The 18,450-nt window shown below is 41.8% G+C and carries 21 protein-coding genes; 1 reads left to right on the top strand and 20 read right to left on the bottom strand.

The window, feature by feature from the left end; translation table 11 throughout:
- A complete protein-coding gene (locus tag WDB87_RS10360) occupies positions 1 to 321 on the top strand; it encodes an EscU/YscU/HrcU family type III secretion system export apparatus switch protein (RefSeq protein WP_286244938.1) in 321 nt (106 codons plus the stop codon).
- A gap of 80 nt (positions 322 to 401) precedes the next feature.
- Here the strand turns inward: WDB87_RS10360 and WDB87_RS10355 are convergent, their stop codons facing one another.
- The 20 genes from WDB87_RS10355 to fliN all read right to left on the bottom strand — a co-directional run bounded on the left by WDB87_RS10355 (position 402) and on the right by fliN (position 18,438).
- On the bottom strand, positions 402 to 803 hold the full coding sequence (locus WDB87_RS10355; RefSeq protein WP_337849837.1) for a DUF2802 domain-containing protein: 402 nt from the start codon (positions 801 to 803) through the stop codon (positions 402 to 404).
- 17 nt (positions 804 to 820) lie between these two features.
- Positions 821 to 1,318 carry a chemotaxis protein CheW gene (locus tag WDB87_RS10350; RefSeq protein ID WP_004588316.1) on the bottom strand — a complete coding sequence of 166 codons (498 nt, stop codon included), beginning with the start codon at positions 1,316 to 1,318 and terminating at the stop codon, positions 821 to 823.
- Between the two features lie 24 nt (positions 1,319 to 1,342).
- Positions 1,343 to 2,125 carry a chemotaxis protein CheW gene (locus tag WDB87_RS10345; RefSeq protein ID WP_337849836.1) on the bottom strand — a complete coding sequence of 261 codons (783 nt, stop codon included), beginning with the start codon at positions 2,123 to 2,125 and terminating at the stop codon, positions 1,343 to 1,345.
- 3 nt (positions 2,126 to 2,128) lie between these two features.
- On the bottom strand, positions 2,129 to 2,899 hold the full coding sequence (locus tag WDB87_RS10340) for a ParA family protein (protein ID WP_004588314.1): 771 nt from the start codon (positions 2,897 to 2,899) through the stop codon (positions 2,129 to 2,131).
- Between the two features lie 8 nt (positions 2,900 to 2,907).
- Positions 2,908 to 3,882 (bottom strand): flagellar motor protein MotB, encoded by a 975-nt coding sequence (locus WDB87_RS10335; protein ID WP_286244941.1) that lies wholly within the window; start codon positions 3,880 to 3,882, stop codon positions 2,908 to 2,910.
- A gap of 5 nt (positions 3,883 to 3,887) precedes the next feature.
- Entirely contained in the window at positions 3,888 to 4,652 is a 765-nt protein-coding gene (locus tag WDB87_RS10330; protein ID WP_286244942.1) for a flagellar motor protein, read from the bottom strand.
- The gene (locus tag WDB87_RS10325) at positions 4,645 to 5,790 is read right to left on the bottom strand and encodes a protein-glutamate methylesterase/protein-glutamine glutaminase (RefSeq protein ID WP_286244943.1); all 1,146 of its coding nucleotides are present in this window, start codon (positions 5,788 to 5,790) and stop codon (positions 4,645 to 4,647) included. The genes WDB87_RS10330 and WDB87_RS10325 overlap by 8 nt, the downstream gene beginning before the upstream one ends.
- A 51-nt stretch (positions 5,791 to 5,841) precedes the next feature.
- Positions 5,842 to 8,055, bottom strand: coding sequence for a chemotaxis protein CheA (locus tag WDB87_RS10320; RefSeq protein WP_337849835.1), 2,214 nt, complete (start codon positions 8,053 to 8,055; stop codon positions 5,842 to 5,844).
- Positions 8,056 to 8,070: 15 nt separating this feature from the next.
- Complete coding sequence (locus tag WDB87_RS10315; RefSeq protein ID WP_286244945.1) at positions 8,071 to 8,838, bottom strand: protein phosphatase CheZ; 768 nt, start codon at positions 8,836 to 8,838, stop codon at positions 8,071 to 8,073.
- Positions 8,839 to 8,853: 15 nt separating this feature from the next.
- Positions 8,854 to 9,237, bottom strand: a complete 384-nt coding sequence (gene cheY / locus WDB87_RS10310; RefSeq protein WP_004588308.1) for a chemotaxis response regulator CheY — start codon at positions 9,235 to 9,237, stop codon at positions 8,854 to 8,856.
- Positions 9,238 to 9,278: 41 nt separating this feature from the next.
- The gene (locus tag WDB87_RS10305) at positions 9,279 to 9,989 is read right to left on the bottom strand and encodes an RNA polymerase sigma factor FliA (RefSeq protein WP_024032309.1); all 711 of its coding nucleotides are present in this window, start codon (positions 9,987 to 9,989) and stop codon (positions 9,279 to 9,281) included.
- Between the two features lie 26 nt (positions 9,990 to 10,015).
- Positions 10,016 to 10,876 carry a MinD/ParA family ATP-binding protein gene (locus WDB87_RS10300; RefSeq protein WP_054983003.1) on the bottom strand — a complete coding sequence of 287 codons (861 nt, stop codon included), beginning with the start codon at positions 10,874 to 10,876 and terminating at the stop codon, positions 10,016 to 10,018.
- Positions 10,869 to 12,344: a flagellar biosynthesis protein FlhF gene (gene flhF / locus WDB87_RS10295; protein ID WP_337849834.1), complete on the bottom strand. Its 1,476-nt coding sequence runs from the start codon at positions 12,342 to 12,344 to the stop codon at positions 10,869 to 10,871. The genes WDB87_RS10300 and flhF overlap by 8 nt, the downstream gene beginning before the upstream one ends.
- A gap of 22 nt (positions 12,345 to 12,366) precedes the next feature.
- Complete coding sequence (gene flhA, locus WDB87_RS10290) at positions 12,367 to 14,478, bottom strand: flagellar biosynthesis protein FlhA (RefSeq protein ID WP_286244947.1); 2,112 nt, start codon at positions 14,476 to 14,478, stop codon at positions 12,367 to 12,369.
- A 197-nt stretch (positions 14,479 to 14,675) separates the two neighbouring features.
- Complete coding sequence (flhB, locus tag WDB87_RS10285) at positions 14,676 to 15,809, bottom strand: flagellar biosynthesis protein FlhB (RefSeq protein ID WP_286244948.1); 1,134 nt, start codon at positions 15,807 to 15,809, stop codon at positions 14,676 to 14,678.
- An 8-nt stretch (positions 15,810 to 15,817) separates the two neighbouring features.
- Complete coding sequence (gene fliR / locus WDB87_RS10280) at positions 15,818 to 16,597, bottom strand: flagellar biosynthetic protein FliR (protein WP_337849833.1); 780 nt, start codon at positions 16,595 to 16,597, stop codon at positions 15,818 to 15,820.
- 2 nt (positions 16,598 to 16,599) lie between these two features.
- Positions 16,600 to 16,869, bottom strand: a complete 270-nt coding sequence (gene fliQ, locus WDB87_RS10275; protein ID WP_055015929.1) for a flagellar biosynthesis protein FliQ — start codon at positions 16,867 to 16,869, stop codon at positions 16,600 to 16,602.
- A gap of 42 nt (positions 16,870 to 16,911) precedes the next feature.
- Positions 16,912 to 17,655: a flagellar type III secretion system pore protein FliP gene (fliP, locus tag WDB87_RS10270; protein ID WP_286244950.1), complete on the bottom strand. Its 744-nt coding sequence runs from the start codon at positions 17,653 to 17,655 to the stop codon at positions 16,912 to 16,914.
- Between the two features lie 4 nt (positions 17,656 to 17,659).
- Positions 17,660 to 18,043, bottom strand: coding sequence for a flagellar biosynthetic protein FliO (gene fliO, locus WDB87_RS10265; RefSeq protein WP_286244951.1), 384 nt, complete (start codon positions 18,041 to 18,043; stop codon positions 17,660 to 17,662).
- The gene (gene fliN / locus WDB87_RS10260; protein ID WP_089348288.1) at positions 18,040 to 18,438 is read right to left on the bottom strand and encodes a flagellar motor switch protein FliN; all 399 of its coding nucleotides are present in this window, start codon (positions 18,436 to 18,438) and stop codon (positions 18,040 to 18,042) included. Before fliN ends, fliO begins: the two co-directional genes overlap by 4 nt.
- Positions 18,439 to 18,450 lie beyond the last annotated feature (12 nt).

Genomic DNA, 18,450 nt, shown 5'->3' with positions numbered 1-18,450 from the left:
ATGACTGACACCTCTAATTTTGCTGCAAATAATAAATCCGCGATTGGCCTGTTATATGAAGCAGGAAGCACCCCATCGGTAAGTGTAAAAGGGTTTGGGGAGTTGGCCGATGAAATAATCAAAGCTGCAAAACAAAAAGGCATTATGATCCACCAAGATGAAGCACTTGCTAAAACACTCTCACACTTACAATTGGGAGAGGAAATACCTAAAGAGCTTTATTATGTTATTGCTGAATTGATTGCTTTTTCGTACGTGCTTCGTGGTCAGTTCCCACCTGGCTGGCAAGACTTTCAAGGTAAGCTAAATGTAAGGGCATAACTAGGTGGATGAATTATATCTACCCTTTAGTAAGTATGACTGCACATGGGTATTGTGTGTAGTTAAAAGCAAAAAAGACGCTAGGCGTCTTTTTGTTTATGTAACGAAAATAATAGTTCAGCCTCGGCTCTAGGAAGCTCGCACTCGCGTATAACCTCATCTAAATCTGCGCCAAGCTCAACCATTTTAACAGCACGAGAATATATTTTTGCGTCTGGGTCGTCATATTTTTGGGCAGCTTGCTGTTGCATCAACTCTTGATTTTGTTTCTCAACTTCAAGTACGCGCTTACCAATACTTAAAAGCCCGGTTCTGAGCTCAGACACTTCACTGCGTAATATATGTGTTTGCTCTGAGGTATCTTTTAATTGCTGTGATACCGCATTAAGCTCCGCCGACTGTTTATTTTTTAATGCAACAATTAGCGCCAGCGATATTAAACCTATCCCTAGCGCTGCTATTGCGATACTAAGTAACAACATAATTTTAGTGGTAAAGCTTAAATATCGCTTAACTCATCCCATTCGTCATCGCTAAGTAATTTATTTAAATCGACTAAAATAAGTAATTCGTTATCGCGGTTACATACGCCTTGAATAAACTTAGCGCTTTCTTCGGTACCAACATTTGGGGCGCTGTCTATTTCAGAGCTGCGTAAGTACACAACCTCAGAAACACTATCAGCTAAAATACCAATTACTTGCTCTTCTGCTTCAATAATTAAAATGCGAGAGTTGTCAGTTGCATCCGCAGCAGGCAAACCAAAGCGAGCACGAGTATCAATAACAGTGACTACGTTACCACGTAAATTTATAATGCCAATAACGTATGAAGGCGCACCAGGGACTGGCGCAATTTCGGTATAACGTAAAATTTCTTGCACCTGCATTACGTTTACGCCATACGTTTCTTCTTCAAGCTTAAACGTTACCCACTGTAAAATCTCATCGTTGTTATCTGCGTTTTTATTCGCTGATAATAGTCTATCTTCGCTCATGCTGTTACCCCGTAATGGTCGTTACTACTGACGGCTATCTAAGCCTTTTTCTAATAGTGCATTTAAATTATCTACATCTATTAAAGCACACATTTTTTCTTTAATAACACCAGCAAGCCAAGGGCGTTTGCCGCTGTTTTTTCGCCATTTTACATCTTCTTTACTCAATGTAATGTTATTTATTAACTTTTCGGCCAATAAACCCCAGTTGCTATCGCCTAGGGTTATTAAATACTGATAATTAAGAGAAGCCTCTAACTTTTCATCGTACTTTTCTGGCATTACCCAACGGGCAGTATCAACCACGTTTAGCTTTTCATCTCTATTAAGCATAACGCCTTTAAACCACTTTGGCTTACCAAATAAATGATTTACCTCACCTAATTGATGAATTCCTCCAAGTGCTTTTAAAGGAACAGCCAATGTTAAGCCAGCCACTTCAAAAAATAGAGCCTGAAACTCACCTTCAAAGTAATCTTCTTGGCTATGCAATAAAGGGGCAGATTCAGTACTTAACTGAGTTTGCACCTCAGGTGTTTCTAGTTGCTCAGGCTCAATAGGCACTGATTGTGAAATAGTAGCGTCAACCTCGCTAGTACTCTGTTTTACTTGCTCAGAATAAAGCTGCTCGGTCACTTTTAATTGCGCTTTGGGTTTTAAAAGTACCTCGTCGTTTTGTATGGCACTAGGTACTTGCTCAAGTAGCTTTGCTACAGGCTCAAGGTTTTCCTCAGGTTCGTCTTCGCATAATAGCGCCCCTAAGTATTGAGTCATTACTTTTTCATTAGCAAATAATTGCTTACTCATTCATTAACCTTGTCCAATTAAATAATCTAATAACGCTTTGTAAGCGTATACCCCACGCGAACGCGGGCAAAATTCTATGGGTACCTTTTGTGCAAGGCTTGCATCTCTAAACTTTGTATCAACGGGGATCACCCCTGGCCATACTTTATCTTTATATGTATTTTGCAATGTTTTGTAGGCTTCAAGCGACGCTTTAGTGCGCTTATCATACATAGTAGGGATTATAGTATATTGGTACTGTTTCGCTTGAGAGCTTTGCATTAATTCCATAGTGCGCATCATTCTATCAAGCCCTTTGAGCGCCAAAAACTCAGTTTGCACAGGCACTAAAATACGTTCGCTGGCGGCTAATGCGTTCACCATTAAAACACCTAAAACGGGCGGGCAATCAAGCAGCGCATAATCGTAATGTTCACTAATTTTTGCAAGTGTTTTTTTTAAAATTAAGCCCATCCCCGTTTTATTGCCCATGCTTCTATCAAGTGTTGCTATAGCCATCGTTGCGGGCAATATATCTAGATTTTCCATCGTAGAGGGGCACAATGCTTGCAGTATTTCTTCACTTTGCATTGAGGTGCCGCGGGCAAAAATATCGTACACACTGACTTCTAAATCTTCAGAATCAATACCAAAATAGTACGTTAGTGAGGCGTGAGGGTCGGTATCAATGAGTAATACGCGTTTACCTTGCAAGGCCAAAATACCCGCAAGACTAACAGCCGTTGTGGTTTTACCTACACCGCCTTTTTGATTTGCTACTGTCCAAATCTTCACATTAAGTCCTAATTACTGTCATTGCGCGTGGTGATTCTGATACCACCATGAGGTAAACGAATTATTTTAATAGAGTTATCATCAGAGGGAAGTTCGACCTCTGGCTCAGGCGCTGCTTCTTGCACTTGCTCATCAGATTCAGCTTTATTTTCATTTTCGGTGGTTTGTTGTACTAAGCCATACTTAGAAAGGGCAATAACAACTTTACGATTTTCTGCTCGACCTGCTGCGGTGTCGTTATCGGCAAAAGGTGAGTATTGCCCATAGCCCTCGATTGCCATTCGCGCTGGGTTAATTCCTAACGTTTCCAATTCAACTAAAATAGAGGTCGCACGTGCAACTGACAACTCCCAGTTAGAGCGAAACATTTCATTACGAATACTTTCGTTATCTGTGTAGCCTCTTACCCTTATGTAGTTATCTACTGGGGCAATAATGTCTTTTACAATTTTTACGACTTGTTTAGCTCGCGCGTGGGCCACTGAGCTACCACTAGAGAACAGCATTCCAGAACTTAGCTCAATAATAAGCCAATCTTGGTTGAGCTCTAAACTTGCTTCTCCGTCACGAATTTCATCAATAAGTGCCGAATGTAATTTAGTTAATAAGCTATCGAGTGGTTTACCTAAATGTTTTTGTTTTATATTGCTAGTGTCGCTTTGTCCGTCTAGCAGCTCTGGGCCAGACTCCTGCTTTTGAATGCTCTCACCGTACAATAACTCTTGCTCTGGGGTAACACGGTCGGTGAGTAGCCCTTCGCCTGTCACACCTTCGCCTTGTTGCGATTGTTGCCTTGCTGATTTGTCAAAAACCTGTTCAAGGGAGTCGGAGAGAATTTGAAAATTTTCTTCTTTATTGATGGCAATAGCATACATAACCACAAAAAAGGCAAACATAATAGTCATGTAATCAGCATAAGAGACTAACCAACGTTCTGTATGTTGATTTTTTTCTGCTGATTGACGTAAGCGCCTGCGTAACATAAAAGTTACTCTACCACGACATTAGGGCGCTCTGTGCGATAAGCTTCAAGCTTTAATTCTATGTTAATAGGACTTTCACCAAGGCTTATAGCAATCACCCCTTCGGCCATCATTTCATGGTAAAGCATTTTTTGCTCTATTCGTTGCTTAAGTTTATTGGCCATAGGTAAAAATAATAAGTTAGCTAAACCCACCCCATATATTGTTGCAATAAATGCGGTGGCGACCCCAGCACCTAGCTTTTGAGGATCGGTTATAAATGACATTGCTTGAATAAGGCCAAGTACAGCCCCTAAAATACCTATCGTTGGGCTATATCCACCCATGGCTTCGTACACTCTACTTGCTTCAAGTAGGCGGTCTCGTTCAAGCATTAAGTCTATCTCTAGGGTGTCACGTAACTTTTGCTCCGAGCAACCATCTACAAGTAAACTAAGTCCTTTAGCAGCATAAGGGTCAGGGTGACTAAGCGCCTCTTTTTCTAGCGCTAAGTACCCTTCTTGGCGCGCTTTGTGCGACCAGTTTTTAATTTGCTCTATGGCTTGCTCAATATTGTACTGAGGTGAAAAAAACACCCAATGACTCATGCTGAGCGTTTTTTTAAAGGTGCTTGTAGCCGTTTGCAACATAACAGCGCCTAAGGTGCCGCCAAGTACAATAATAAGTGCAGGGCCATTAAATAACGCCGTAACAACGCCCCCCTCTAAAGAGTAACCAATCGCTATAGCGCCCAGCGCAATGATTAATCCTAAAACAGAGAGCTTATCCACAACCAGTCTCTCTTTTTATTCTTGCTGCTACATCGTTTAGCGCTAAATGCTCTGAGGCAAGCCCTGCGTTGGCAATGGCTTGAGGCATACCGTATACCACACAGCTTTTTTCATCTTGCGCCCAAATTGTTGCCCCAGATTGCTTAAGCATTCGTGCACCATCACGCCCATCGGCGCCCATGCCAGTTAAAACAATGGCAAGTACGTCTCCTTGATAGCTTTTTGCAACACTTGCAAAAGTAACATCAACGCTTGGTTTGTAGCTTATACGTTCACTATTATCTTCAAATACACGCAGTGTTTTATTACCACTTCGCCCCTCTACCATCATTTGCTGTCCACCAGGGGCTAGGTAGGCTGTACCCGCTTCTAATTTATCACCTTGCTGTGCTTCTTTAACGCGTATTTTGCAAAGGCTATTTAAACGCGCAGCAAATGCAGGTGTAAACGCTGCCGGCATGTGCTGAATTAACAAAATAGGATGCGCAAAATTAGCAGGTAATTGGGTTAATATGGTTTGTAAAGCAACTGGCCCGCCAGTAGAAGTGCCAATCGCCACTATTTGATAATGTTTACCGCTGGCTCGTGTCGGCATACTGGGTGTCGCTGATGCTTGCCCCGATGCGGCACGTTGAAAACTTCTATCAGGTTGTTTGAGCGAAGAGCTTGAAGTGGCTAGTTTGCTTGCAGGTGGAGCAGTAATCTTACTTGATGTTAATGGCCTAACAGGGCGCGGTGCACGCCTACGACCAATTTCCTTCACTTTAGTTTGCAATAACTTAATAGCATCTTCGTTATTTCGTGCAATGTCTTCAAACTTTTTAGGTAAAAAGTCCATTGCTCCGGCATCAAGTGCATCTAACGTTGCTGTTGCACCATCGCGTGTTAGCGATGAAAACATAAGGATTGGCGTTGGGTTACTCGCCATAATTTCTTTCACTGCGCTAATCCCGTCAAGCACAGGCATTTCTACATCCATGGTGATCATATCTGGACGTAACTGCGCTGTTTTATCTACGGCTTCTCTACCGTTAACAGCAAAACCTATTACTTCAATACCGCTGTCTTGTTCAAGGATTTCGCTTACTCGGCGGCGAAAAAAACTAGAATCGTCAACAACTAAAACTTTTACGGCCATTGCGCTCTCTTATTAAATTTATGTATAGGCATACACAGGTATGCCTATATTTTATCCTGCGTAATGCTTAAGCATATTAGGTACATCCAAAATCAGCGCAATACCACCGTCAGATGTAATTGTTGCACCGGCCATTCCAGGCGTACCTTGTAATAACGCATCAAGAGGCTTAATAACAACTTCTTCTTGGCCAATTAATGAATCAACCACAAAGCCAACTTGCTGAGTACCTATTTGCACAATTACCACATGACCTTGCGCTTTACGCTGAGAACAATCAGCACCTTTGACTAACCAATGCTCTAAGTAAAATAGTGGTATCGCTTTTTTACGAACAATAATTGTAAGCTGACCATCTACCACATTAGTTTTAGTTAAATCTAAATGGAATATTTCACTCACGCCGGCTAGTGGTAACGCAAATGTTTGCTCACCAACAATAACCATCAGCGTTGGTAAAATGGCCAGCGTTAATGGTACTTTTATTTCTAAAATAGTCCCTACGCCCAACTCAGACTGGATATTAACAGAGCCATTAAGCTGGGTTATTTTAGTTTTTACTACATCCATGCCTACGCCACGGCCAGAAATGTCAGATATTTCTTCTTTGGTCGAAAAGCCAGGTGCGAATATTAAGTTATACGCTTCAGTGTCTGATAAGCGACTTGCCTGATCGTGATCAATAACGCCTTTACTAATCGCTATTTTTTTCAGTTTCTCAGCATCCATACCTGCACCATCGTCTTTAATGGTTAACAAAATATGGTCGCCTTCTTGCGAGGCCGATAAAGTCACATTACCTGTTCTGGGTTTACCCGCAGCTTCACGCGCTGCGGGCATTTCAATACCGTGGTCAACTGAATTTCGTACTAAATGCACTAACGGATCGGCCAGTGCCTCAACTAAGTTTTTGTCTAAATCGGTTTCTTCACCTACAAGCTGTAAGTTAATTTCTTTATTTAAACTACGTGCTAAATCACGTACTACGCGAGGAAAACGCCCAAATACTTTTTTGATAGGCTGCATTCGCGTTTGCATTACTGCGCCTTGAATATCTGCAGTGACCACATCGAGATTTGATATCGCCTTACCCATTGCTTCACTATCTGTATTGGTCGCTAAACTGACTAACCTATTTCGCACTAATACCAGCTCGCCAACCATATTCATTATTTGATCTAGACGTTTTGTATCAACCCGTACCGTGGTTTCAGCAGGCGGAGGCGTGGCTTTTTTAGGTGCCCCGCTGCTCGCTGGCTTTTCAACCACTTTAGGAGTAGGGGCAGCCGCTTTTGCCACAGGTGCTTGCTTAGCAGCAGGTGCTGGCGTAGGTTTTGCTGGTGTTTGTGCTACAGGAGGAGCAGCCTTAGGAGGCTGTGGCGCAGGTGCCTCAGCTTCTTTTGATTCTGGTGCACCGCCTTTGCCATGCAGTTCATCAAGCAGGGCTTCAAATTCATCATCGCTGATTTCATCATCACCGCTATCATTTGTAACGGCCGCAGGTGCTGTGTGTTTAACTTCGGGCTCATTGCTTGAGGTATCTGTCGCAACAGGGCCAAAACTACCCACACCATGTAATTCATCTAATAAGCTGTCAAATTCATCATCGGTAATATCTGAACTTGAATCAGGCTCTGCACTTGCACTTGGTTGCGATACTGGGCTTTGGCCTTTACCATGTAGCTCATCTAATAAGCTTTCAAATTCATCTTCTGTAATTTCATCAATTTGCGTGGTATCTGCTGATGGGCTTGAACCTGCTACATCAAATAATTCATCAAATGCAAATGGGTCTTCTTCATCAGTTGCGCTAACAGGTGCCGCAGCTTCTTGCTGAACAACCTCAGGGGCTGTTTCAGTAAGCTCATCATCCGTAGGTGGCTGGCCAAGTTTGTGAAGGGTTTCTAATAACTGAGGATCTGCTGGGTCTGGTTGTTCGCGGTTTTGAATAGTAGCAAACATTTCATTAATGGTATCTAGTGCTTGTAAAATCACATCCATCAGTTCTGAATTAACAGTTCTAACCCCTTGACGTAAGAGATCAAATACGTTTTCAGCACCATGACAGGCATCAACAAGCTCAGTCATAGCTAAAAAGCCTGCCCCCCCTTTTACGGTATGAAAGCCCCTAAAAATAGCGTTTAATAACTCAGTATCTTCTGGATTATTTTCTAGCTCAACTAACTGTTCAGATAAAAGCTCTAGGATTTCTCCGGCCTCTACAAGAAAGTCTTGTAAAATATCTTCATCGACTTCAAAGCTCATGCAGTTACTCTCCTCTTAGAAGCCCAAACTTGATAATAGGTCATCGACTTCGTCTTGGTCAGATACAACGTCATTTCGCGACTCTTTATCAATAATAGGGCCTTCAGGACCTGCTAATGTTTGTGCGGCAACCAATTCTTCTGATTCTTGTTGTTCTTTACTTTCAACATTGCTGTCATCTTGAGCAGCAAATGCTGTTAAAAGGTGGATTAAACTTTCTTCAACTTCTCTGACTAACTCAATTACTCGGCGGATAACCTGGCCGGTCAAATCTTGAAAATCTTGCGCCATGAGTACATTGGTCATTAAAGTTTGCAACTCATCGGTTTTATGATGAGAGCTATTCATAAACTTGTCGATGCTGTGGCATAAAGTTTTAAATTCGCCAAGCTCTATTTCACGGTTCATAAGCCTATCCCAAGTAGGCTTAATCTGTGCAATTTCATCTGCTAGCTGCTGTGCAATAGGGAGGCTTGCTTCTACCGCATCCATTGTCTTATTAGCAGCATTTTCTGTCATTTCCATGACATAGTTTAAGCGCTTTTTCGCATCAGGAATTGCATCGGTGGTTAAATCGGTTAAGCGCGTATCAAGTTCAAAGCTTTTGAGAGCTTCGTGTAATTGGCGCGTTAACTTACCTACTTCAGCAAAAAGCTGCGATTGCTCTTGAGAGGCAGTATCTAAAATTAATTGATCAGCTTTATCTTGCTCACCATTTTCTAAATAAACGACGAGCTGACGAGCTTGTTCTAAAGTAATTTGAGGCGCAGCTGGTGCTGACATAAGCCTCTCCTCTCATTAACCTAAGCGTTCAAACACTTTTTCTAATTTAGTTTTCAAAGTACCTGCAGTAAATGGCTTAACAATGTAACCATTAACACCTGCTTGCGCTGCCGCTATTATTTGTTCTTTTTTAGCTTCTGCCGTCACCATTAAAACCGGAATATGTTTTAATTTTTCGTCAGCTCTAATGGCTCTTAGCAAGTCAATACCCTGCATACCTGGCATGTTCCAATCGGTTACAACAAAGTCAAAAACCTGATTTTGCAACATAGGTAATGCTGTAGAACCATCGTCAGCTTCTTGAACATTCGTGAACCCTAGGTCACGCAACAGATTTTTTATAATACGTCTCATTGTAGAGAAATCATCAACAACAAGAATTTTCATGTTTTTATCCAAAACATCCTCCGGTGAGGTCTTAACCTATAATTTACTTACTACTAGTTTATCCAGTCATTGATTTTTGCTTTGAGCTTAATCATCGCCTGACCATGTATCTGACTTACACGCGATTCACTTACATCGAGTATATGCCCAATTTCTTTTAAATTCATTTCATCGTTGTAATACAAAGAAAGCACCATTGCATCTCGCTCTGGTAAAGACTTTATTGCCTCTAACAATGAATTATTAAACCGTTCATTTTTAACATTATTAAATGGTTTGTCTAGCGCTAAATCTTGGCCTGCAGGGCTAATAACATCTTCATCTACCCCAAGGTCTTCAATGCCTAGTACTTTACTGGAATTAACATCATTTAAAATATGATGGTATTCTTCTAGCGAAATATCAAGTTTTTCAGCTACTTCAGTATCTTTTGGTTCTCTATTTAAACTATTTTCTAATTCTGTAATGGTTTCTGCGACTAATCGGCTTTTACGGTGTACCGAACGGGGTGCCCAATCTCCTCTACGCATTTCATCAAGCATAGCGCCGCGAATACGAATACCAGCAAACGTTTCAAAGCTTGCCCCTTTACTAGCATCAAAGTTTTTTGAGGCCTCAATAAGGCCAATCATTCCTGATTGGATTAAGTCATCAAGCTGAACGCTAGGAGGAAGACGAGCTATTAAGTGACACGCCACTTTTTTGACAAGCGACGCGTGCTTTTCAACAATCACATTTAAATTTTGTGTTGATTGATATCCCATAGCTCTTTTCACCGATGTTGTCATAATCAGCCGTTTACTAGCTTCTCAATGAAAAACTCTAAATGTCCTGAAGGTTGATTAGGTATAGGCCATTTTACTGCTTTTGTCGCTAATGTTTTAAACGCGACTGCTGCTGGTGAATTAGGGAAAAGATCGACAATGACTTTTTGTTTACGCGTAGATTTACGCATATTTTCATCATATGGAATAGTCGCAACAAGCTCCATAGACACATCTAAAAAACGGTCTGTTACTTTAGACAGCTTTGCAAAAAGCTCTTGGCCCTCGCGCATACTGCGCACCATGTTTGCAACAATTTTAAATTTATAAACGCCGTGTTCGCGGCTAAGTACTTTAATAAGCGCGTAGGCATCAGTAATTGAGGTCGGCTCGTCACACACCACCACCATGACATCTTGCGCTGCACGAGAAAAACTCAGCACCATGTCAGAAATACCAGCGGCGGTATCCACAATTAAAATATCAAATTCGGTATTAAGCTCACTAAAGGCACGAATTAATCCAGCATGCTCAGAAGGTGTTAGTTCCACCATGCTTTGCGAGCCTGATGTAGCAGGCACGATTTTAATACCGCCTGGGCCTTCAACTAAAATCTCGTCAAGTTCGCACTCGCCTGAAAGGACATGAGACAAGTTTTTTTCAACACGTAGTCCTAGCATTACATCACAATTAGCTAGGCCTAAATCGGCATCTAATACTAATACACGGTTACCCTGCTGCCCTAAAGCAATAGCAGTATTTAAAGAGACATTGGTTTTACCCACTCCGCCTTTACCGCCGGTGACAGCGATAACTTTTACGCCGTTGTTATTGTTTTGACTCATTTTGCGCAGGCCGCTTGCTTGATCTAATACTGTGTTAATCATACATCCCTACTGTGCTTGGCGCCACTGCTTGGTGCCTTGAATGTTGTGCTTTTGCTCTTTTTAAATACAATTGCTCAGCTTTTTTTACTAGTTTTTCAGCATTTGCAACGCGAATATCTTCTGGTACACGCTGACCATTAGTAAGATACCCTATTGGAAGACGATTTTGAATCGCTATACTAATAATCTCACCTAAACTTAATGATTCATCTAACTTAGTGAAAATACAACCGCTTAGCTGAACCTTTTTAAAATGTCTTACGGTTTCTTGCAAAACATTTATTTGTGCTGTGGCACTTAATACTAAATAACTACGTATATCTACTCGTTGGTTGCGCATTAACGTATTTAATTGCTCGGTAAGGCGAAGATCACGCTGGCTCATACCCGCTGTATCAATTAATACTAGACGCTTATTGCGTAAATGATATAAAACTTCAGCTAATTCATTGGCATCTTTTACTTGTTTAACACCACAACCAATAATACGGCCATATGTAGCAAGCTGCTCATAAGCACCTATTCTGTATGTATCAGTCGTTATTAGGGCGACTTTATCGGCGCCATATTTTTGTGCCCCTAATGCTGCAAGTTTAGCAACTGTGGTTGTTTTACCTACACCAGTAGGTCCTACAAGTGCGTACACACCACCTTGGCGAAGAATTTCATTATTGGTGGTCTGCATTTGATCTTCAACCATTTGTAATAATGCTTTCCAACCTTGCTGGCGCGATACGTCATCAGGGATAAAACACGCCATTTGCTCTGCTACGTCTTTATCTATCCCCATGCCAACTAACCGATCAATCATGCATGCACGCGTTGGGTCACGACGGGCCATATCTTGCTGCATTAAACCCGATACTTGGTGCTCTAGTAACTGGCGAATTGCGTTCATTTCATCCCGCATTGCGCTCATTTCAACACTTTCTTTATTTTGTGCTTGGGGACGCGGAGCAACAGGTGCATCTAACTCGTCAAAATCGCGGTCTAAGTCATCGAAGCCTAAGCTATCTGCTTGGGTTTGCATACGTTTTGGTGCTTCATCTTCGCGGGCAAACATATTAGTCGTACGTGGCTGTGCTGGCTCTTGATAATGCTCAGACGTATCAATACCTGATTGCGAAAACATAGAAGCAAGCTCAGGAGAGCGAGGACGTGGCGACTGGCGCTCTAGTAAAGCTTGTAAGCTGTCGGCAACAGCCGCTTGTGGCTCAGGTTGTGCACGCTTTGGCTCAGGCTTTATAAAGTTATGAGTGTTTTGCTGCACAGCTCTTTGCGGAGCTGGCGCTGCCTGTGGTTGCGCTGCGGCTTTAGGGGCTGCTTTGTCGTAATCGACTGCGGCAACTATTTCTACACCATTAGCGAGTTTTTTGTTCGACATAATAACAGCATCCACACCCAACTCATCTTTAACTTCTTTCAGTGCGGTGCGCATATCTTTGGCAAAAAAACGTTTAATCTTCATGGTTCAACCCCTGTTAAAATCTTTATTGTTGGCCTACTGAGCTGACAATCTTGATCTGTCTTTCATCTGGTACCTCTTGGTAAGACATCACCCTTAAACCCGGTATGGTGTACTTAACAAAACGAGATAACACAGTGCGTAACATTCCTGACGTTAGCAATATTGAAGGTTCGCCAGCCATTTCTTGATTTTGATGCGCTTCGTTTAATGATGTTTGAAGTCGCTCAGCAAGACTTGGTTCTATTCCGGCACCTTCGTCGCCTGCATTTTGTAATGACTGATGCAACATCTGTTCCAACTCAGGCGCCAAGGTTATGACAGGAATTTCTGATGACATTCCCACAGCGTCTTGAACAATTAATCGACGCAGTGAGATACGCACTGCAGCTGTTAATACATCCGCATCTTGGCTACGTGGGCCGTACTCTACAAGGGTTTGAACAATAGAGCGCATATCACGAATAGCTACGCCTTCGTTTAATAAATTTTGCAGCACTTTTACAACAGTAGTCAGTGGTAATACTTCTGGTACTAACCCTTCAACTAAACGTGGATGGCTTTTAGCTAGCATATCAAGTAGGTTTTGAACCTCTTCATGACCTAGCAATAATGCAGCACTGTTCGTTAGTAATTGGCTAATGTGAGTGGCTACTACAGTGGCTGAGTCAACTACGGTATAGCCGAGTGATTGTGCTTCATCTTTTTGATCAGGCTTTATCCATACTGCATCCAAACCAAACGCTGGGTCTTTGGTTTCAACCCCTTTAATAGGACCAAACACTTGCCCTGGGTTGATGGCCAGTTCATCGCCATGTTTAAGCTCGCCTTCGCCACTTGAAACACCCATCATGGTAATACGATACGCATTTGGGTCTAATTCTAGGTTATCGCGTATATGCACAGGTGGCACCAAAAAGCCAAGTTCCTGCGATAGCTTTTTACGCACCCCTTTAATACGATTAAGCAGCTCACCACCTTGAGATTGATCAACCAGAGGGATCAACCTGTAACCTACTTCTAAACCTATTACATCTATTTGTTGTACATCGTCCCAACCTAGCTCTTTTTGTTCTTGCTTGTTTGCAACACCAGTACCTGGTGTTGCACCGCTTTGCGCTTCTTGCTCTGCTAAAGCAGCGGCTTTTAGCTTTTGCTGTTGCGTAAAGTAAGCTAAGTAGCCAAGTAATGCCCCTAAACTTAAAAAAGCAATGTGAGGCATACCCGGGACTAAACCCATAATGATCAAAATACCTGAAGCAATAAATAATGATTTTTCGTTACCTAATTGGGTTTTAAATTGCTCACCCATGTTGTGCGATTCGTTTTGGCGGGTAACAACAATAGCAGTACCAATAGAGAGCAGTAATGAAGGAAGCTGCGCAACAAGGCCGTCACCTATGGTGAGTAAAGTATAAACTTCCATGGCACGGCTAAAACTTAAATCATGTTGGATCATGCCTACAAATAAGCCACCAACAATATTAATAATTAATATCACGATACCAGCAATAGCATCACCCTTTACAAACTTACTCGCCCCATCCATAGAGCCATAAAAGTCAGCTTCTCGGGTTACTTCGCTACGACGTTCACGTGCTTGCTCTGCACTAATAAAGCCTGCGTTTAAGTCGGCATCTATCGCCATTTGTTTACCCGGCATAGCGTCTAATGTGAAACGTGCCGATACTTCTGAAATACGCCCAGCACCTTTGGTAATTACAACAAAGTTTATGATGATCAGGATCAAAAACACCACTAAACCTACCGCATAGTTTCCGCCAATAACGACTGAACCAAATGCTTCAATTACTTTACCTGCTGCATCGCCCCCGTTGTGACCCTCAAGGAGCACCACTCGCGTACTGGCAACATTGAGGGCTAAACGCATAATCGTAGCGATTAACAATACTGCGGGAAACATGCCAAATTCGAGCGGTTTCATGGTGTAAACAGTCACCAGTAAAACAACTAAGGCAAGGGCAATATTAAATGAAAATAATATATCTAGAAGAAATGGCGGCAACGGTAAGATAACCATACCCAGCGCTGCAAGCACTAATAATGGTGTGCCTACGCCTTTGGCATACTCTTTTTTATCTTTGTTAAGTTGTTGTAATACCGCTTTAAAATCCATAACTCTACAATTCAATAAATTGACACTAGCTTGAAATTGCAATAACTATTCCAAGTGTAGCCTCAGTAATAGATTCATTGAGCATTGATGTAAAATTTAAAGCAGATTAAAGCAAAACGAGGAGTTTTAAGGAACAAATTTGCTGTAGCGTGTAGGGTTTTAAGCAAGGCGAACTTGTAAAGTGTGGTTAGCCTAGCCTAATCGTATTTAAAATCATCCGGAATAGGTAGTTTAGATTTTAGAGGTATTGGGCGTTTACCTCTGCCCTTTTTGAACCGTTTGAGCTGAAACACATAAGCTAAAACTTGTGCTACCGCAGTAAATAATTGATCAGGTATTTGCTGGCCTACTTCAGCGGTATGGTAAAGCGCCCTTGTAAGCATTGGGGATTCTACAATCGGTACTTCGTTACCTTTGGCTATTTTACGAATCTGCATAGCCATTTCATCTATCCCTTTGGCAAGTACAATAGGCGCACCTGCACGCTCAGTATCGTATTTTAGCGCTACAGAGTAGTGAGTAGGGTTGGTTACAATTACGTCGGCATCGGGGACATCTTGCATCATTCTTCGCTGCGACATTTGCCTTTGCGTTTGCCTAATACGTGCTTTAATTTGCGGATCACCTTCTGAGTTTTTGTACTCATCTTTGATCTCCTGCATGGTCATTTTAAGTTGTTTGTTGTGGTTATAACTTTGATAAGGGGCATCTATTGCGGCAATAATCACTAAAGTGCACGATAAGCCTAAAAACATCCATGAGAGTATTTCAAGGGCATGAATTATATTACTCGGTGCACTTTCAATACTTAAATGTAAAATTTCATCAAAAAAAGTTTGAATCAAAAACACCGCAAAAATAGCCACCAGCGCAAACTTTAATATGGATTTTACCAGCTCTATCGCGGCTTGAGGGCCAAACATGCGTTTAAAGCCTTTCATTGGCGACATTTTACTAGGCTTAGGTGCTGCAGCTTCCCAACTAAAATTAAAACCACCGAGTAAGGTATTACCAATAAAGGCCGCAATAACAATAATTAAAACAAACATTGCCATAGGAAACAGCAGCGCACTGGCCACCTCACTCCACACCGCAAACATTTTAGTGGTGTCGTAAGCTTCAGTGCGATTTAAAGACAGCATCCTACCCATAATGTTGTACAAACCTTTGCCTATTTCTGGGCCATACAACAATAACGAAATGGCAGAAAAAATAAGTACAAACATAGTACCTAGCTCTTTTGAGCGCGCTATTTGCCCTTTCTTTTTAGCATCTTCGAGCTTTTTGGAGGTGGGTTCTTCTGTTTTTTCTTGTCCTGAATCTTCAGCCATCGCCCCTCCTACACCGTACAGCCAACAAGGCTACACATGAGCTCAATCATTTTTAACCACTGGAATTCAAACTGGGTGACAAAATTTCCCAAGGTGGCCCAAATAATCATTAAACCGGCAACTAATGTAAACGGAAAACCTATTGAGAAAATATTTAACTGTGGTGCTGCACGAGTCATAATACCAAATGAAATATTAATGATGAGCATGGCAGTAAGGGGAGCTAAAGCCAATACCAGTGCCGTAGTAAACATCCAGCTGCCCCACGTTACTATGTCCCAGTAATGGTCAACCGCCCACCAATCGCCGTTTATTGGCAGTACTTCAAAGCTGTGAACAACCATTTGAATCATCATTAAATGTCCATTAAAAACAAAAAATAACAAGGTTGCTAAAATTAAATAAAACTGGCCAACTGCAGGCACACTTGCACCATTTGAGGGGTCAATCACAGAGGCAAAGCCCAAACCGGTTTGCATTGCTAGTATTTGCCCAGCAAGCACAAAGGTATTTAGCATAAGCGTTGAGGCAAATCCTATCGCAACACCTATCAACATTTGCTGAATAACCACCAACACCATTTCAAAAGAAAATAAATTAGTAAATGTTGCGGGAGGCAGCACGGGCACGACTAAAAACGTGACCACTACCGCTAACCCCATTTTAATACGTGTAGGCACATTTTGTGCGCCTAAGCCCGCCATAATCATGATCATTGAGCTAATGCGAACAAGCGGTAGTAAAAAATCACTTAACCATTGAATAACAACAGAAAAAGGGAATTCCACAGTTAGCCTGCAATTTCTGGAATGAGTAACACTAAGCGGTTGAAAAAGTCCATTAGCTCTTGAGTAAGCCAATGCCCACCAACAATAAGTGCCCCTATGGTAATTAATAAACGCGGTAAAAAGCTTAAGGTTTGTTCATTAATGGAGGTCGCCGCCTGAAACACCGCCACCACTAAACCTACTAGCAAACCTGGTACCACAATAGCAGACACCAGCTTAATTACTAAAAACAGTGCATCACTAAGAATATCAACAAAAATTTCCGGTTCCATGTTGTACTCCTAATGTTTAAAAGTGCGAATGCTAAACATGGTTTAAGTCCCTAAGCCAAAACTTTTAGCGAGCGTTCCCATTACTAAGCTCCAGCCATCGACCAGTACAAATAGCATTATTTTAAATGGTAAGGACACTATCATGGGCGAGAGCATCATCATACCCATGGCCATTAATACTGAGGCCACCACTAAATCCACAATTAAAAAAGGAATAAAAAACATAAAACCAATAATAAACGCAGTTTGCAGTTCACTGGTCACAAATGCCGGGATGAGTACTATTAGCGGGGTCGCTTCTGGTGAATCAAGCTGCTCATAGCCTGCTATTTTGGCAAATGTTTCTAAATCTTTTAATCGTACCTGCGAGAGCATAAAGGCTTTCATAGGCTCTTTTGCAAGCTCTAATGCTTGTACCGAAGTAACTTGCTCATTTAAGTAAGGCTCTATCGCACGCTCATTAACTTGCTGATAAATAGGCGCCATAATAAAAATACTTAAAAATAGCGACATACCCAATAAAACTTGGTTTGAAGGTGTTGATTGTAAACCAATAGCTTGGCGCAAAATGGCCAATACAACAATAATACGAGTAAATGAAGTCATCATAATGATGGCGGCAGGAATAAAGCTCAATGCCGTCATAATTGCCAGTACTTGCAAGGTTACTGAGTAATCTTGCGTACCGTCGGCATTAGTTGTAATGGTTAGTGCGTCTATGCCCTCTGCACTGCTGGCGGTAGGCACAAATAACACAGCTAAAATAATCAGCAGCCACTTTATCATAGGGTTAATTCTTTTTATTTTGATTCGTTTGCGGGTTTAGTAGTTTGCTAAATCGTTTAGCAAGTTCTGGCAATTCTTTTTCACTTAACGGCGTTTCAAGTTTATGTAAGTAGTTAATACTGTGCGGGGTTACCCCTAATAAATGCTGAGCATTGTCTATTTCTACCACCATTAACCGCTCGCGCGAGCCAAGCGGTAAACTTCGTACTACTTTAAATTCTTCGCTATTGGCTAAATTTGGATTAAGCTTTCTTACAAAAAATGCCAGCACCACAATTAGCACTAGCACCATAACCAACGACAGCACCATAGACAAAATGTCGGCCGTTGGCGTGAGTGTATCTGCCTTTGTAAATACTGAGTTTGTTAAAGCAACAAGAGAACTCATCGTAATTTTTTGATCCGCTCTACCTGGCTTATAACGTCCGTTAAACGAATACCAAATTTATCATTTACTACAACCACTTCGCCATGAGCAATGAGCGTACCATTTACAAGTACATCTAATGGTTCACCTGCTACGCGGTCTAGCTCAACAACAGAGCCTTGGTTTAGCTGTAATAAATTACGGATATTTATTTTAGAACGCCCTACTTCCATAGAAATCGTCACAGGAATATCTAAAATTGTATCGAGTTTACGCTTTTCGTCACCGCTAAGCTCATGCTTAGCATCACTTAATTCATCAAGCTCAGCAACTTGCGCCTCTGCGCCTTCATCACCGCCTTCGGCTTCTGCTAGGGCTGCTGCCCATTCGTCCATTGTATCTTGATCATCGCTCATACTTTTAACCTT

It is taken from the genome of Pseudoalteromonas sp. C12FD-1 (assembly GCF_037414265.1).
Classification (GTDB): Bacteria; Pseudomonadota; Gammaproteobacteria; order Enterobacterales; family Alteromonadaceae; genus Pseudoalteromonas.
Note: the sequence above shows the minus strand (reverse complement) of the source record. Positions and strands in the feature narration are given on the sequence as shown.